The 16,418-nt window shown below is 44.7% G+C and carries 15 protein-coding genes; 14 read left to right on the plus strand and 1 reads right to left on the minus strand.

Annotated elements, in window-relative coordinates; translation table 11 throughout:
* Positions 1-86: 86 nt before the first annotated feature.
* The 12 genes from GT508_RS04285 to GT508_RS04340 are packed head-to-tail and all read left to right on the plus strand — an operon-like array spanning position 87 to position 11,996.
* Complete coding sequence (locus GT508_RS04285; RefSeq protein WP_055214833.1) at positions 87-848, plus strand: nucleotide-binding protein; 762 nt, start codon at positions 87-89, stop codon at positions 846-848.
* The gene (locus tag GT508_RS04290; RefSeq protein WP_161143635.1) at positions 845-2,125 is read left to right on the plus strand and encodes a nitrogenase component 1; all 1,281 of its coding nucleotides are present in this window, start codon (positions 845-847) and stop codon (positions 2,123-2,125) included. The genes GT508_RS04285 and GT508_RS04290 overlap by 4 nt, the downstream gene beginning before the upstream one ends.
* A 3-nt stretch (positions 2,126-2,128) precedes the next feature.
* Positions 2,129-3,208 carry a nitrogenase component 1 gene (locus GT508_RS04295; RefSeq protein ID WP_161143636.1) on the plus strand — a complete coding sequence of 360 codons (1,080 nt, stop codon included), beginning with the start codon at positions 2,129-2,131 and terminating at the stop codon, positions 3,206-3,208.
* Positions 3,209-3,256: 48 nt separating this feature from the next.
* Positions 3,257-5,596, plus strand: a complete 2,340-nt coding sequence (gene hypF / locus GT508_RS04300; RefSeq protein ID WP_243144070.1) for a carbamoyltransferase HypF — start codon at positions 3,257-3,259, stop codon at positions 5,594-5,596.
* Between the two features lies 1 nt (position 5,597).
* Positions 5,598-5,807 (plus strand): HypC/HybG/HupF family hydrogenase formation chaperone, encoded by a 210-nt coding sequence (locus tag GT508_RS04305; protein WP_028088524.1) that lies wholly within the window; start codon positions 5,598-5,600, stop codon positions 5,805-5,807.
* Positions 5,807-6,853 (plus strand): hydrogenase formation protein HypD, encoded by a 1,047-nt coding sequence (gene hypD, locus GT508_RS04310; RefSeq protein WP_006426096.1) that lies wholly within the window; start codon positions 5,807-5,809, stop codon positions 6,851-6,853. The genes GT508_RS04305 and hypD overlap by 1 nt, the downstream gene beginning before the upstream one ends.
* A 35-nt stretch (positions 6,854-6,888) precedes the next feature.
* Positions 6,889-7,935, plus strand: coding sequence for a hydrogenase expression/formation protein HypE (hypE, locus tag GT508_RS04315; protein ID WP_161143638.1), 1,047 nt, complete (start codon positions 6,889-6,891; stop codon positions 7,933-7,935).
* A 10-nt stretch (positions 7,936-7,945) separates the two neighbouring features.
* Positions 7,946-8,209 (plus strand): TM1266 family iron-only hydrogenase system putative regulator, encoded by a 264-nt coding sequence (locus GT508_RS04320; RefSeq protein ID WP_161143639.1) that lies wholly within the window; start codon positions 7,946-7,948, stop codon positions 8,207-8,209.
* A gap of 7 nt (positions 8,210-8,216) precedes the next feature.
* Complete coding sequence (locus GT508_RS04325; RefSeq protein WP_028088520.1) at positions 8,217-8,993, plus strand: nitrogenase iron protein NifH; 777 nt, start codon at positions 8,217-8,219, stop codon at positions 8,991-8,993.
* Positions 8,987-10,282, plus strand: coding sequence for a nitrogenase component 1 (locus GT508_RS04330; RefSeq protein WP_161143640.1), 1,296 nt, complete (start codon positions 8,987-8,989; stop codon positions 10,280-10,282). The genes GT508_RS04325 and GT508_RS04330 overlap by 7 nt, the downstream gene beginning before the upstream one ends.
* Entirely contained in the window at positions 10,279-11,424 is a 1,146-nt protein-coding gene (locus GT508_RS04335; RefSeq protein ID WP_161143641.1) for a nitrogenase component 1, read from the plus strand. Before GT508_RS04330 ends, GT508_RS04335 begins: the two co-directional genes overlap by 4 nt.
* A 26-nt stretch (positions 11,425-11,450) precedes the next feature.
* Entirely contained in the window at positions 11,451-11,996 is a 546-nt protein-coding gene (locus GT508_RS04340) for a histidine phosphatase family protein (protein ID WP_055281802.1), read from the plus strand.
* 408 nt (positions 11,997-12,404) lie between these two features.
* Here GT508_RS04340 and GT508_RS04345 read toward each other — a convergent pair whose 3' ends face one another.
* Complete coding sequence (locus GT508_RS04345) at positions 12,405-13,535, minus strand: ROK family transcriptional regulator (RefSeq protein WP_161143642.1); 1,131 nt, start codon at positions 13,533-13,535, stop codon at positions 12,405-12,407.
* 242 nt (positions 13,536-13,777) lie between these two features.
* Here GT508_RS04345 and GT508_RS04350 point away from each other — a divergent pair, with 242 nt between their 5' ends.
* Together GT508_RS04350 and GT508_RS04355 are read left to right on the plus strand one after the other, a co-directional pair.
* A complete protein-coding gene (locus GT508_RS04350) occupies positions 13,778-14,554 on the plus strand; it encodes an SDR family oxidoreductase (RefSeq protein ID WP_028088515.1) in 777 nt (258 codons plus the stop codon).
* 120 nt (positions 14,555-14,674) lie between these two features.
* Complete coding sequence (locus GT508_RS04355) at positions 14,675-16,270, plus strand: xylulokinase (protein ID WP_055281798.1); 1,596 nt, start codon at positions 14,675-14,677, stop codon at positions 16,268-16,270.
* The last annotated feature ends 148 nt before the right edge of the window (positions 16,271-16,418 follow it).

Consider the following 16,418-nt stretch of genomic DNA (forward strand, 5'->3'; position numbering starts at 1 on the left):
TAACGAAAAGAGAGCCGGCTTATGTATACAAAATGTTCTTTTTCATTTGAACAAATATGTAAGCAGAACATGCAGGAGGAACACACATGTTAAAAGTAGCAATCTACGGAAAAGGTGGAATCGGGAAATCCACCGTCACATCCAATCTGGCAGCAGCATTTGCCACGATGGGGAAGAAAGTCATCCAGATCGGCTGTGACCCGAAGGCAGATTCGACGATGAATCTGCTCGGCGGGGAACCGCTAAGGCCGGTCATGAATTATATGAGAGAAGAAGACGAAGAACCGGAGAAACTGGAAGATATTGCAAAAGAAGGATTCGGAAATGTCTTATGTATCGAGACAGGCGGACCGACACCGGGACTTGGATGTGCGGGAAGAGGAATCATTGCGACATTCCAGTTATTAGAAGATCTGAAATTATTCGAGACCTATAAGCCTGATGTTGTTCTGTATGACGTACTCGGGGACGTGGTCTGCGGTGGATTCGCAGCACCGATCCGGGAAGACTATGCGGAAAAAGTTCTGATCGTGACATCGGGAGAGAAGATGGCACTCTATGCGGCAGATAACATTTCCAAAGCAGTAAAGAACTTTGAAGACAGAAGTTATGCAAGAGTGTTCGGAATCGTACTGAATCACAGAAATGTGGAAAATGAGACCGAAAAAGTAGAGACATTTGCAAAAGAGCATGGATTTGACATCGTGGGAGAGATTCCAAGAAGTGATGAAATTAACCGTTGTGAAGACCAGGGGAAGACGGTGATCGAGGGAAATCCGGAGTCGGACATCAGTAAATGCTTCTATGATCTGGCGGAAATATTATGGAAAGATGAGGAACAGGTATGAGAGGGACTGCCTATTATTGTACGGTAGAAGAATTACAGGAGCGGGGAAGAGATGATATTCCGGAGCAGTTCCGGTCGAATACACATCTGATCTACAGTTCTCCGGCGACGCTTGCATTTAACTCGCCGGGAGCGGAAGGATTCGGCGTAAAGAGAGCGGGGCTTGCGATCCCGGATTCGATTATGCTGATCGTGGCACCGGGATGCTGCGGACGGAATACGTCCATGATCAGTTCCATGCCGCAGTATGAGGATCGGTTCTTTTATCTTACGATGGATGAGACCGATATCGTAACGGGAAGACATCTGAAAAAAGTGCCAAAGGCTGTACAGGAGATCTGTGACAGTCTGGAGAAGAAGCCGTCGGTTGTGATGATCTGCATTACCTGCGTGGATGCGCTTCTTGGAACAGATATGGAACGGATCTGCAGAAAATCCGAAGAAAAGACAGGACTTCCGGTCAGACCGTGTTATATGTATGCGCTGACAAGAGAAGGACGGAAGCCGCCGATGGTGCATGTGCGCCAGTCCTTATATTCTTTATTGGAACCAAAGAAGAAAAAAGGAAATGTCGTGAATCTGCTGGGATTTTTCTCACCACTTATGGATGACTGTGAGTTATATGGAATGCTGGAAAAAGCAGGCGTAAAGACGATACACGAGATATCCAGATGCAAAGATTACGAAGAGTACCAGACGATGGCGGAGGCGAATTTCAATCTGGTATTACATCCGGAAACGAGATTCGCAGCGGAAGATTTTCATGAGAAATTGCAGATTCCGTTTATCGAACTTCGGAGATTGTACCAGATTGATAAGATAACGAAGCAGTATCAGGCACTGGGAAATGTTCTGGGGATTCCATTCGAAGATCATGAAGCGGAGGTTGCTGCACTTGATTCCGTAAAATGCTTGAAATCTGCGAAGCCGGATGCAGTTTTCGCCATCGGGGAATGCATGAACGGGGATCCGTTCGAACTGGCACTGGCGCTTGTAAAGTATGGCTTCCGGGTGGCTGAGATCTATGGAACGCTGACCGCCGAGAATTTTGTATACTTGAAAAATTTATCTGAATTGAGTCCGCAGACAAAAGTATTTTCCAATATGGAACCAACCATGCTGTATTATGATCCGGAAGAGAGCGGGGTTACAATTACAATTGGCAAAGATGCCTGCTACTATCATCCGGATGTGAAAAACGTGATGTGGAACGAAGAAGTGCAGCCGTACGGATATGCGGGTGTGAGACATTTGTGCGAAAGACTGTTGGAGGTGTAGGCGATGAAAGGATTAAGAAAATATCTGACACCATTTGCACCGGATCAGTCGGGAGCAGTGTCGGTGTTATATGAACTTGGCGGAATGCTGGTCATCTGTGATGCAGGTGGATGTACGGGAAATGTGTGCGGCTTCGATGAGCCAAGATGGTTTGAAACCAGAAGTGCGGTATTCAGTGCGGGACTTCGTGATATGGATGCGATCCTTGGAAGAGATGACAGACTGGTTGCAAAACTTGCAGATGCGGCAGAAAAGCTGGATGTGACATTTGCAGCAGTGATCGGGACGCCGGTTCCCGCAGTGATCGGGACGGATTACCGGGCGCTGGAGCGGATGCTGGCGAAGAAGACAGAACTTCCGGTCCTGACGGTGAATACGGATGGAATGGAATTGTATGACAAGGGAGAAGAAAAGGCATATCTTGCATTGTTCGAGAAATTCAGTGACAAGAACGAAGAGTCTGAGGATATGAATGATAAAGACGGACCACGTATCGGGATTATCGGCATGACTCCGCAGGATGTCAGTGACCTTAAGGCAGCAGATAAGATCCGGAAAGTATATGCAGACCAGGGAATGCGTGCCATCTGCTATGGCATGGGAGACGGACTGGATGAAGTGAGAAATGCTTCTCTGGCAGCGAAGAATGTGGTCGTATCTCCGGCAGCATTAAAAGTAGCGCAGTATCTGCAAAAGAAGTTCGGAACACCATATGAGATTGCCTATCCACTGGCATCAGAACTTGTGCCGGAAGTGAATTATCAAGGAAAGAAGATCCTGATCGTACAGCAGCAGGTGATTGCAAATGCAGTGCGTAAGGAGATCAAAAAACGAACCGGGGAAAAAGAAGCAATCACAACAGCGACATGGTTCATGCGGAAAGAGGAGATTTTAACGGATCTGAATGTTGATGCCGCAGATGATATTAGTCTGAAAGAAGAGGATGATTTCATTTCGCTGGTGGAAAAAGAAGGATATGATGTGATCTTTGCAGATCCGTGTATGGAGCGGATGATTCCGGGATTTGAAGGGGTATTTATTCCGCTGACGCATTTTGCAGTGTCAGGAAAGCTTAACGTGTAAGCAGGATATATGGGAAACCTATATGTTTTAGACAGGAGGAAGAAACGGATGATAACAAAGAAAATCCGTGTCTACGGAATTGTGCAGGGTGTCGGCTTCAGACCGACTGTGAGCCGTCATGCAGCGGCTGCCGGAATCACCGGAAGTGTGTGTAACAAAGGTCCCTATGTGGAAATCTTTGCACAGGGAGAGGAAAAATGTGTAAAAGATTTTCTGGAGAGACTGGAAAAGCAGCCGCCGAAGAGAGCTGCCATATTGAAGATCAATACAGAAGATGTAAAAGAGGGAGAATACGGAAAATTCAATGATTTTCAGATCATAGAAAGTGAGAAGACAAAAGGGGAGATCTTCGTCTCGCCGGATATTGCAATCTGCGAAGAATGCAAGAAAGAAATGTACGATCCGAAAGACCGGCGTTATCTGCACCCATTTATCAACTGCACCTGCTGCGGTCCCAGACTTACGATCCTGGATGCGCTTCCATATGACCGGGAACGGACCAGCATGAAGGAATTCCCGATGTGTCCGGACTGTGCTTCGGAGTATGAGGATCCGGCGACCAGGCGTTATGATGCACAGCCGGTATGCTGCAACGATTGTGGTCCGGAAGTGTATCTGACCGGCAGGGAAGAACGGGGAAGAGCTGCGATCATTGCCACAAGAAAAATGATCCATGATGGCGGGATCGTGGCAATCAAGGGAATCGGCGGATTCCATCTCTGCTGTGATGCGACGAACGAGGAAGCAGTACAGAGACTGCGGACATTAAAGAACCGTCCGGCGAAACCGTTTGCCGTGATGGCGCGGGATGTGGAAGCGGTAAAGCAGGAATGTCTGGTAAATGAAGTACAGGAGGAGATTCTGGATGGACACCAGAAGCCGATCCTGTTACTTGAAAAACGGAAAAAATCTGCAGACAGTACAGGTCTTTGCAAGTCTGTCGCTCCGGGGAATCCGAAAGTCGGTATCATGCTCCCATACGCTCCGGTACAGATGTTGTTATTCCGATATGACGACGGGATCCAGATGCCGGATTATCTGGTGATGACGAGTGGCAATGTATCCGGTGCACCGATCTGCAGGGATGACAAAGAGGCAGTGGAGGAACTGTCGCATCTGTGTGACCTGATCTTTTCGCATGACCGGAAGATCCGGATCCGGGCGGACGATTCGGTGATGGATTTTTATAAGGGAGAGCCTTATATGATCCGGCGCTCCAGAGGCTATGCACCGCTTCCGACGATGGTGACAATGCCGTGGAAAGGACAGGTGCTGGCAGCAGGCGGAGAACTTAAGAATACATTCTGTATCGGAGTGGATGGACGTTTCTATCTGTCCCCGTATGTAGGGGATCTGGAAGATCTCCGTACTGTAAAAGCGTTGCAAGAGACGATCCACAGATTCGAGACACTTCTGGAGGTAGAACCGGAAGTTGCAGCATGTGATCTGCATCCAAAATATAACTCGACAGTCGTTGCAGAAGAACTGGGACTTCCCGTCGTAAAGATCCAGCATCATTATGCACATATTTTATCCTGTATGGCAGAAAATGACCGGAAAGAGCAGGTGATCGGCGTTGCATTCGACGGAACCGGATATGGTACAGATGGAACCATCTGGGGAGGCGAACTTCTGCTTGCAGATTATCACGGATTTGAACGGATGGGAAGTATCGAACCATTTCTTCAGATCGGAGGCGATATTTCTGCTAAAGAAGGATGGCGAATTGCAGTTTCACTGATCTATCAGCAGACACAGGATAAAGAGCAGACAATGGAGATTGTAAAGAAGCTTAACCTGTGCAGTGAATCGGAATGTAAAGTACTTCTTGCCATGGCGGACCGGAAAATGAATGTTGTGCTATCAACCAGTGCGGGACGTCTGTTCGATGCAGTCAGTGCAATTCTCGGAATCCGGACGAAGTCTACGTTCGAAGGGGAGGCTTCGATGGCACTTGAATTTGCCGCAGAAGCTTATGAGAAAGAGATCTGGGAAATTGATGAGCCGGCAGATGGCGAAAGCGATCCGGATGAAGAAAAGAAAGAGCCGGAAGACAGGCTGATTATGAAGATAGGAAGCCTTATAAAATATCTGACAGAGAAGAAAACAGAAGGCATTCAGGCAGAAAAATTAGCTTATATCTTTCATCAAAAGTTGGCAGGCCTCATAACTGACGGCTGCAGGAAGATCAGAAAGAAAACAAAATGTAATTGTGTGGCATTAAGCGGCGGTGTATTCCAAAATCGGCTGTTGTTGAGAATGGTGGAAGAAGGTCTGGAAAAAGAACATTTTACCGTACTCAGACATCACCTGATCCCGGCAAATGACGGCGGGATCGCACTGGGGCAGGCAGCATATGCCATGCAGTATATTCAGGAGGGAAAATAACATGTGTGTAGGATTATCAGCAAAAGTAGTCCGTATCAGTGATGGTACGGCAGTTGTAGACGCGGGGGGTGCAAAAAGATCGGTCTCTTCAGAATTATTGGAAGATCTGGAACCGGGAGATTATGTAATGGTGCATGCAGGAATCGCCATTGCAAAAATTACCGATGAAGATGACAGTGAGACAGATCAGTTGATGGAGGAACTTCTGTAATGAGTGAAGGAAAGAAAACGGCAAGAGAGATCATAGAAGGATATGACGGCCCTGCAGTCCGGATCATGGAAGTATGCGGGACACATACACATGAAATCTTCCGTCTGGGTATCCGCAAACTTCTTCCAAAGCAGGTAGAATTGATCTCTGGTCCCGGGTGTCCGGTCTGTGTCACACCGGTAAGTTATATCGATGAGGCAGTTTATCTGGCCCTGGAAAAGAGTGTGACAATCTGTACATTCGGAGATCTGGTGCGTGTGCCGGGAAGTAAGAAGAGTCTGGCAGATGCAAGAAGCGAAGGCGGGAAGATCCATATCGTCTATTCACCTGCCGATGCGGAAAAATATGCAAAAGAACATCCGGAAGAAGAGGTTGTATTCTTATCTGTAGGATTCGAGACGACGACTCCGGCGGGATGTCTGTCTGTCAAAAAAGCAAAAGAAGAAGGAATCACGAACTATTCCATGCTGATCGCAAATAAAACGATGCCGCAGGCATACGAAGCATTAAAAGGAAGCGCAGACATTTTCTTATATCCGGGACATGTCAATGCGATCACAGGAACAAAGCTTTGTGAAGAACTGGTGCAGGAAGGTGTAAGCGGTGTGGTGGCAGGCTTTACGGCAAAAGAACTTCTGACTGCACTGGCAGTTGCGCTGACACATTTTCAGAAAGGGAAACCTTTCTTTGTAAATTGTTATCCGCGTGTAGTGACAGAAGAAGGCAGTAAGGAAGCGCAGAGACTGGTGGATACGCTGATGGAAGCATGTGACAGTGAATGGAGAGGACTCGGAATCATACCGGGATCCGGACTTAGGTTACGTGATGAATGGGACATGTATGATGCCAGAAAGAAATATCAGGTTCCGAAGATGGAAGGAAGGGCGAATCCGGCCTGCAGATGCGGGGATGTATTACAGGGAAAATGTAAACCATCCGACTGCAAAGTATTTGGAAAGGTCTGTACACCGCAGCATCCGGTAGGTGCATGTATGGTATCCGGAGAGGGAGCCTGTTCAGCATATTATATGTATGGAAGAGAATAAGAAAATAGACGGAAAATAACAAGGAAGTGGACAAGATGAATGAGTATGTGGATAATGAAGCAAGAAAAGCAAGATTAGTGGGGAAAACTGTGACGATGGCACATGGTGCAGGAGGACGCCAGACGTCAGAGTTGATCGATATGATCTTTAAAGCACATTTTGATAATCCGGATCTGACTGCGGATGATGCGGCAGTCCTGACGCCGCCGATTGGAAAGATGGCAGTGTCTACCGATGGATTTATCGTATCACCGGCATTCTATCCGGGAGGAAATATCGGAAAGCTTTCCATCTGCGGTACGGTCAATGATCTTTCCTGTATGGGAGCAAAACCATTATACCTGACCTGTGCATTTGTGATCGAAGAGGGATTTCCGATGGAAAAACTGGAAGAGATTGCAGAAGCAATGGAGAAGACGGCGAAAGAAGCCGGAGTCCGGATCGTATCGGGAGATACCAAGGTTGCCGGAAAAGGGCAGGTGGACGGAGTCTTTATCACGACAACAGGTATCGGTGAGATCACGGATGGAGTCGAAGTTGCAGGAAATCTTGCAAAACCGGGCGATGCGATCATTGTGACAGGAGATATAGGAAGACACGGATGCACGATCCTTCTTGCGAGAGAAGATTTTGGAATCGATGCGGATGTGACGAGTGACTGTGCACCACTCTGGGGGAATGTAAAAGCAGTGATGGATGCAACGCATGAACTGCATGTGATCCGTGATGCGACCAGAGGAGGAGTCGGAACTGTGCTGTATGAGATTGCCGGACAGAGCCAGGTAGGCATTCGTCTGGATGCTTCGAAGATTCCGGTTGCACCGGAGGTACGAGGTGTATGTGGAATGCTTGGACTGGAGCCGCTCTATCTTGCATGTGAAGGACGGCTTGTGATCATGGCGCCGAAAGAACAGGCACAGACGATCGTGAATGCATTGAAAGTATGTCCATATTCACAGGATGCGGCAATTATCGGTGAAGTGACCGAAGAGCAGCCGGGAAAAGTAGTGATGTTGACGGAGATCGGAACGCAGGCATTACTTCCGCAGCCGGGCGGGGAATTACTGCCGCGCATCTGTTAGGAGGGTATCAATGGATACAAGAGTGGCAGTTATTTCTATCATTGTGGAAAATCCGGAAGCGATCGAGACATTGAATCATCTGCTTCATGAGGCAGGACAGTATATTATCGGAAGAATGGGAATTCCATATCGGGAAAAAGGTATTAATATTATCAGTATTGCTATTGATGCATCGCAGGATGTGATCAGTACGTTATCCGGCAAGATCGGTCGTCTGAGCGGGATATCCACGAAGACGGCGTATTCGAATATTATTACGAAAGCAGGAGAATAAAAATAGTATGATTAAGATTGCAGTATATGGAAAAGGCGGGATCGGAAAATCAACAACCGTGTCTAATGTAGCTGTGGCACTGGCGGAAAAAGGACTGAAAGTGATGCAGATCGGATGTGATCCGAAAGCGGATTCGACGATTGCATTAAGACACGGGGAAGCGGTGCCGACTGTACTGGACCTCTTCCGGGAAAAGAAGCAGGATCTGAGATTAGAAGATATGGTGCGGACCGGCTATCAGGGTGTGATCTGTGTAGAGGCAGGTGGTCCGACACCGGGACTTGGATGTGCAGGAAGAGGAATTATCACGGCACTGGAAAAGTTAAAAGAGACAGGAGCATATGAAGTATATCAGCCGGATGTTGTACTTTATGATGTACTCGGGGATGTTGTATGCGGTGGATTTTCTATGCCGATGAGGAAAGGATATGCGGATAAAGTCTTTATCATCACTTCGGGAGAAAATATGGCAATCCATGCTGGGGCAAATATTGCGATGGCAGTGGAGAATTTCAAGACCCGTGGATATGCGTCTCTTGGAGGGATTATCTTAAATCGCAGAAATGTGGCAAGAGAAGAAGAGAAGGTAAAAGAGCTGGCAGATGATTTCAAGACACAGGTGATAGGAACATTATCTCACAGTGAACTTGTGGCAGAAGCGGAAGAAGAAGGAAAGACGGTTATGGAGTGTTTCCCAGGCAGTGAGATGGCGGAAGAATATAGAAAGCTTGCGGAAGTAATCTATGAGTTGTCAAAAGAATCCGGGGAGGGATGGAAATGTTAAAGAAAGCCGGAGAATCAAGCGGTCTGGAATTCAATTCCCCGGCGCATGGGAACTGGAATATTGTTCATACGGGAATGCTTCTTCCGGAAGCAATCCAGATCTATGTCTGTGCGGATAACTGTATGCGGGGAGTTGTTCTGACAGCAGCCGAGATGAATGCCGCAGACAGATTCTCTTTTGTGATCGTAGAAGAGGAGGACCTTCTGAATGGTAATCTGGAAGATGTGACGATCGAGGGAGTGACAGATGTATTAAAGAAACGAGGCGATCATCCGAAGGCGGTATTATTATTTGCAGTATGCCTGCATCATTTTCTGGGATGTGATCTGGAACGGGTATATGAAGAATTGGAAGCGAGATTTCCGGAGATCTTTTTCATCCGCTGTTATATGGATCCGATCATGCAGAAGCACGGACTGACGCCGGATCAGAAGCTTCGGAAGTCGATCTACGACGCACTTCCGGAAAGAAATGCAGGGAAGTCTGATTCAGAAAGATCAGTGACAATTTTAGGCAGTGATTTTGCGCTGGATGAGACGAGTGATATCAAACGTTTGTTGAAGGCAGAGAATATAGAAGTGAGAGAACTTCCGACCTGTGACTCATGGAAAGCTTATGAGAACCTTGCAGACAGTAGAATATTCATAGCATGCTATCCGCCTGGAAAATATGGACTGGAAAGTCAGGCAGAGAGGCTTGGGAAGAAAGCGTTATATCTTCCGGGAAGCTTTGAGTATGAAGAAATCATCAGACAATGGAGAATGCTGGAGCAGACGGTTACGGAAAGTGTAAGAGATGCTGAGATAGATGAGACCATAGAAAGAGAGATTGCATTGTGTGAAGCTGTTTTGAAAAAAACAAGACAAATAATCGGAGATGCACAGATCATGATCGATCACACATTTCATCCAAGACCGCTGGAGCTTGCAAAGCTGTTACTGACACATGGCTTTTCTGTGACAAGAATCTATCTGGATGCGGTAAATCCGGAAGAAAAAGCAACATTTGAGTGGCTGAAACAACAATATCCTGGCCTTTCATATGAGCCGACGATCCACCCAGAGATGCGGGTACGTCCGAGGAAAGAAGAAAATATACTGGCAATCGGACAGAAAGCGGCGTGGTTTACCGGAACGAAGCATTTTGTCAATCTGGTGGAAGGTGCCGGTCTGTATGGATTTGACGGAATCCGGAAAGTGGCAGGATTGATGATAGAAGCCTGGCAGAAAGAAAAAGATCCGGAAGATCTGATCATCCGGAAAGGTTGGGGGTGCGAAAGCTGCATATGAAACGAAGTTATAAGATCATACCAATTTATACAGCGGATGTATCCGGTGTCTGCTCGGCACTCTATGAACTTGGCGGGATGACAGTGATGCATGATCCGTCCGGCTGTAATTCTACATATAATACGCACGATGAGATTCGCTGGTATGACCAGGACAGCATGATCTATATCTCGGGACTTACGGAGATCGATGCTGTTATGGGAAATGATGAGAAACTGATCCGTGATATCGAGATTGCGGCAGAGGAATTAAAGCCGAAGTTTATAGCACTTGCGGGCTCCCCGATTCCCTATATGAATGGAACAGATTTTGAAGCAATCGCCAAGATACTGGAACAAGATCTCGGGATTCCGGCATTTTCCGTTCCTACAAACGGCATGCATGATTATGTATATGGTGTTGGAAGAGCACTTGCAGAGATTGCGAAACGTATCGAAGGAAAGAGAGAAGTGACGCCAAAGAGCGTGAATCTTCTTGGTGTGACACCGCTCGATTTCGGACCACAGGAGCATGTGGATGCATTGATACAGAATGTGGAACAGGCGGGATGGAAGGTGTTGTCGACCTGGGCGATGGGAGATACACTAGAAGATCTTGGGCGTGCACCGGAGGCAGAGGTGAATCTGGTGGTCTCTTCGACGGGACTCCGGGCGGCGGAAATATTGCAGGAAAGATTCGGGACGCCTTATGTGACCGGTACACCGATTCGGGGATTTATGGAAACTCTGTTGAATGCAATAGAAGAAAAAAAGCAGGTAGCATATCTCGAAAAAGGAAGACATATCGGCCTGACAGGAAACGAGTTGGAAAAAAGTTCAGAAAATCAGATCATATTAATCGGCGAACCGGTGATCATGGAATCTCTGGCAGCGGTGATCGAGACGGAATATCAGATATCTGTAAGAGTAATCTGTCCGCTAAGGGAAAAGAAAGGATTACTTGCGGATGGAGATATTGCAGTTTGTGGAGAAGAAGAACTGGAGCAGGCACTTCAGAGTTTAAAGAATGTAAAAGGCGTTGTGGCGGATCCATTGTATCGCTCGGTCTGCCCGGAGAATGTGGCATTTTATGAGTTGCCGCATATTGCATTTTCGGGAAGAATTTATAAAAAGAAACTGCCGGTTCTTGCAGAACTTATATAGGCGGTAAGAGCAGAAAGGAAACAGAAATGGGACATTTATATTTTGCAAGACACGGACAGACAGTCTGGAATGTAGAGAATAAGATCTGCGGAGCAACGGATATTGAATTGACAGAACTCGGCCATCAGCAGGCAGAAGAACTGGGACAGGCAATTCTGGAGCAGGGAATTCAGATCGATGAGATACTGTATTCACCATTGATCAGGGCAAAAGAGACCGCAAGACACGTATCAGAGGTAACCGGTATTCCGATGCGTGAAGAAATGCGCCTGAAAGAACAGAACTTTGGAAAGTACGAAGGTACGCCGAGAAATGGAGAAGAGTTCCAGAAGGCCAAGGCTAATTTTATTAATTCTTATGAAGGCGGCGAATCGATGCTGAAGCTTTGTCACCGGATCTATGATCTGCTCGATGATATTAAAAAAGAATCAGATCAGAAAACGTATCTTCTGGTTGCACATAACGGGATCTCAAGAGCGATACAGTCTTATTTTGGTGATATGACAAATGATGAATTTGCAAGATTCGGTATCAGGAATTGTGAGATCCGTAAGTTTGAATACAAGGAGTAAGAATAAAAACAAAAAAGAAACATGAAAAATCCACCGTACTTAATAATATTTTAAATACGATGGATTTTTATGATATCTCATCCAATGGACTATACCTCTTTCTTTCTTCGATTTGTTTTTTATCATTTTTAAATGATGTTAAATTTACGTTCCTGGTGGTTTATCCTCCTTATTCTTTATTAGAATCTTTTCAGTTTAAATTGTCCTCTGCATTGGACTGTACCTCTTTCTTTAAATTTTAAATAAAGATTTAACTGATTGGTGGTTCGTCCTCCTTTTCTTTTGTTGATATTATAATATCGCACGAAAGAGAAAATGTCAATAGGTAATCTGAAAAAAATATAAAAAATAATAAAAAGACAGAATATTCAGAAAATACGGAGTGCCTAAATAAATAATGCTATAAAATTATATAAGATAGATTCCTTCGATAAAGTCTTTAATAAATGGCAGGGCGGCTCCTGTGGCTACAGTGTCTGTGCGGCATTTTCCCGGAATGATATAAGAAGTATCGTCATCAAATGTTGAACGTTCTGCTACACAGGAACGGATATGTTCCATATCTTCTTCTGTGAAATATGGTGTTACATGTCCGCCAAGGATTACCGTGTGTTCCAATACCATATGGAGGTTATTGATGAGGATGGATAAATGCCGGAGATATTCATCCCATTTGGCAAGGCAGGACGGATCGCCTGTGGCTTTACGGGAAAAAAATTCATCCAGATTATCACAATCGGAAAGTAGCGAATTACCGGAACAGTAACATTCGGCACATCCTTTGCGTCCGCAGTAGCAGTCCAGACCATTCGGAACAAGAGTCATATGTTCAAAAGTACCACTTTTTCCGGTTGCTCCGGTAAGCAGCTGACCGTCGACAATGATGGCACCGCCAAGATGATAACCGAGAGATATATAGGTCGCATTGGTAATATCCGGATTTTCCCATAATTCACTGGTACATGCACATTCGGCATCGTGTACAAATTTGCAGGGAACATGAAAGGCATCAGAGAAGAGGTCTATAGACATTCCAGTGCAGTCTAAGATTTTTCCATAAGTTAATTCCGAACCGTCCGGAGAGATAAGTCCCTGGACACCAAGGCCAATTCCAAGAATACTTTCAGCTTTATGATGGTTGATCTGGCAGAAGTTTTTGACTGCTTTTTTTAATTTGGAAAAATATGCAGCAGAAGCTTCGAATGAGACCGGGAGCGTTTCTTTTGCAATCATCTTACCATATAAGTTGATAGAAAGAATGTGTGTAGTATGTGGCAGAATTTCCAGTCCTATTGCGATTTTTGCATCTGAAATAATCTGATATGCATTAGCCCGGCGTCCAACGGAAGAGGACAAACGGCCGCATTTTTCAATTAACTGTTCTGATTCAAGTGTTGTCAGATGTTGTGAAACGGTAGGCAGACTGACTGATAATGCAGTTGCGATATCCTGTTTGGAGCAGGATGGATTCATATATATATAATGATATACGTCTGACAGATTTTTTTTCTTAATATCAGTTAATGAAAATTGTTCCATGATCGATCTCCTAATTATTATAAATCATTTTATAAATTTATTATACAATTTATTCGATTCATTGAAAAGGATATTTCTCCTATGAAAACTGCACAAAAAAGAAAGTATAATCTTGTTTGGTTTTATGTCTTGCATTCATCTCGAAAAAGATATATTATATAAACACATTAAATAAAACGATTTTATAAAATTGAAACATATAATTATATAAAAAGAATCAAAAAGAAAGAGAGGAAACAAAAATGGGAATCATTGAAAAAATGAGACTGGATGGAAAAAAAGGTTTCGTAACCGGTGCAGCAAGAGGAATCGGTAAATGTACAGCTACAGCATTTGCAGAGGCAGGAGCTGATGTGGCAATTGTAGACCTTGACATCGAAGAAGCAAAGAAGACAGCGAAAGAACTTGCTGAGAAGACAGGAAGAAAGGTTATCGCAATCCAGACAGACTGTACAGACAAAGAGCAGGTTGATGCAATGGTAAAACAGGTTGTTGAAGAATTTGGCGGACTGGACTTCTGCCACAATAATGCAGGAATTTGTATCAATGCTCCGGCTGAAGAGATGACATATGAGCAGTGGTTAAAAGTTATGAATATCAACCTGAACGGAATCTTCTTAACAGATATCGCAGCAGGAAAATATATGTTAGAGAATGGCGGCGGATCCATCATTAACACCGCTTCTATGTCAGCACATATTGTAAACGTACCACAGCCACAGTGTGCATACAATGCATCAAAAGCAGGAGTGATCCAGCTTACAAAATCACTTGCTATCGAATGGGCAAAACGTGGCGTACGTGTTAACAGTATCAGTCCTGGATACATCGGAACAGAATTAACACTGAATTCTCCAACACTGATTCCACTTATTGAGAAATGGAATGAGATGGCACCAATGGGAAGAATGGGTAAACCAGAAGAACTGGAAGCTATCTGTGTATATCTTGCAGGAGACGCAAGCTCATTTACAACAGGATCTGATATTGTGGTTGATGGAGCATTTACCTGCTTCTAAGCTATAGAATGTCTGTCTGAATATATGGAAAATGCATAGGGAAGTTTGTCTTTTGGCAGGCTTCCTTATATTTATAATAAACGAAAAAATCAGATGATTACGTTGGAAAGGAATTTATTTATGGGTGCAAAAGAATTAATTATTGAAGGGAAAACGGCACTTGGAATCGAGCTTGGATCAACAAGAATCAAAGGAGTGCTGATTGATTATCAGGGCAATGTACTTGCTGTCGGAATACATGACTGGGAGAACTCTTTTATAGATAATATCTGGACATATAGCCTTGCGGAAATTCATGCAGGAGTGCGTGACTGCTATAACTCTCTGAGAAAAATTGTAGAAGAGACATATGGGGTTACACTCAAGAAGATTGGTTCGATCGGAGTCAGTGCAATGATGCATGGATATATGGCACTGGACAAAGAAGGCAGACAGATTGCTCCATTCCAGACATGGAGAAATACCAATACACAGCAGGCAGCAGATGAACTGACAGAGTTATTTGACTTTAATATTCCGCTCCGCTGGACAGTTGCACATCTGTATCAGAGAATTTTGGACGGAGAAAAACATGTAGAGAAGCTGGATTATGTATCAACACTGAGTGGATATATTCACTGGAAACTGACAGGGGAAAGAGTTATTGGTGTCGGTGATGCTGCCGGTATGTTCCCGATTGATTCGGATACTATTGATTATGATGCCGGCATGAAAGAAAAATTTGATGATTTGATCAGGCCATATGGATATAGCTGGAAACTGGAAGACATTTTCCCGAAGGTACTTGCAGCAGGTGAGAATGCAGGATATCTGACAGAAGAAGGAGCAGCATTTTTAGATGAGACCGGTAATCTGGAATCCGGAATTATGATGTGCCCACCGGAAGGAGATGCAGGAACCGGAATGACAGCTACAAATTCGGTGGCTCCAAGAACAGGTAATGTATCAGCAGGAACCAGTACATTTGCAATGATCGTTCTGGAAAAACAGCTTAGCAAAGTGTACCGTGAGATCGATATGGTTACTACACCAACAGGTTTCCCATGTGCAATGTCTCATGCGAATAACGGAACATCTGACTTAAATGCATGGATCGGAATCTTTGGCGAATTTGCAAAACTGATGGGAATGGAAGCAAGTTCAGGTGATTTGTTCCAAAAATTGTATACAAAATCTTTGGAAGGGGATCTGGATTGCGGAGGACTTCTGGCATATGGATACTATTCAGGTGAAAATATCACAATGTTAAATGAAGGCCGCCTGGCTTTCCTTAGAACAGCAGAGAGCAAATTCAACCTTGCAAATTTTATGAAAGTAAATCTGTATACATCACTTGGTGCGGTTAAGATGGGACTGGATATTTTGATGGATGATGAAAAAGTAAAGGTTGAAAAGATTATGGGACATGGCGGTTTCTTCAAGACAAAAGGTGTCGGACAGAGATATCTGGCAGCGGCAGTAGGAGCACCGGTTACGGTTATGGATACTGCAAGCGAAGGTGGTGCATGGGGAATTGCACTTCTGGCTGCATATCTGGCAGATAAAAAAGACGGAGAAAAGTTGGAAGATTTCCTGGATAACAGAATCTTTAAAGAATTATCAGGAGAGACGATTGAACCTGCAAAAGAAGAGATTGATGGATTTGATGCATTTATGGATCATTATAAAGCCGGACTTGAAATTGAAAAGAGTGCAATTGAACATATGAAGTGGTAGAATTGTGCATAAAAATCCAGACAAAATAATCAACTTTTTGGTGAATCTTCATCTGCTTTAGGTGTTATAATACGACTGTAACAAAGGAAACCTACTTAACAAAACCTCTTTGTAGCGTTGAAACCACAAAGCGAAGGCTGCTAAGTAT

The organism is Dorea sp. BIOML-A1, from assembly GCF_009875615.1.
GTDB lineage: Bacteria > Bacillota > Clostridia > Lachnospirales > Lachnospiraceae > Dorea_A > Dorea_A amylophila.

Excerpts from the sequence above, each read along its gene's own strand:
- GT508_RS04285 (WP_055214833.1), top strand. The coding sequence starts at position 87 with ATGTTAAAAGTAGCAATCTACGGAAAAGGTGGAATCGGGAAATCCACC.
- GT508_RS04290 (WP_161143635.1), top strand. The coding sequence starts at position 845 with ATGAGAGGGACTGCCTATTATTGTACGGTAGAAGAATTACAGGAGCGG.
- GT508_RS04295 (WP_161143636.1), top strand. The coding sequence starts at position 2,129 with ATGAAAGGATTAAGAAAATATCTGACACCATTTGCACCGGATCAGTCG.
- hypF (WP_243144070.1), top strand. The coding sequence starts at position 3,257 with ATGATAACAAAGAAAATCCGTGTCTACGGAATTGTGCAGGGTGTCGGC.
- GT508_RS04305 (WP_028088524.1), top strand. The coding sequence starts at position 5,598 with ATGTGTGTAGGATTATCAGCAAAAGTAGTCCGTATCAGTGATGGTACG.
- hypD (WP_006426096.1), top strand. The coding sequence starts at position 5,807 with ATGAGTGAAGGAAAGAAAACGGCAAGAGAGATCATAGAAGGATATGAC.
- hypE (WP_161143638.1), top strand. The coding sequence starts at position 6,889 with ATGAATGAGTATGTGGATAATGAAGCAAGAAAAGCAAGATTAGTGGGG.
- GT508_RS04320 (WP_161143639.1), top strand. The coding sequence starts at position 7,946 with ATGGATACAAGAGTGGCAGTTATTTCTATCATTGTGGAAAATCCGGAA.
- GT508_RS04325 (WP_028088520.1), top strand. The coding sequence starts at position 8,217 with ATGATTAAGATTGCAGTATATGGAAAAGGCGGGATCGGAAAATCAACA.
- GT508_RS04330 (WP_161143640.1), top strand. The coding sequence starts at position 8,987 with ATGTTAAAGAAAGCCGGAGAATCAAGCGGTCTGGAATTCAATTCCCCG.
- GT508_RS04335 (WP_161143641.1), top strand. The coding sequence starts at position 10,279 with ATGAAACGAAGTTATAAGATCATACCAATTTATACAGCGGATGTATCC.
- GT508_RS04340 (WP_055281802.1), top strand. The coding sequence starts at position 11,451 with ATGGGACATTTATATTTTGCAAGACACGGACAGACAGTCTGGAATGTA.
- GT508_RS04345 (WP_161143642.1), bottom strand. The coding sequence starts at position 13,535 with ATGGAACAATTTTCATTAACTGATATTAAGAAAAAAAATCTGTCAGAC.
- GT508_RS04350 (WP_028088515.1), top strand. The coding sequence starts at position 13,778 with ATGGGAATCATTGAAAAAATGAGACTGGATGGAAAAAAAGGTTTCGTA.
- GT508_RS04355 (WP_055281798.1), top strand. The coding sequence starts at position 14,675 with ATGGGTGCAAAAGAATTAATTATTGAAGGGAAAACGGCACTTGGAATC.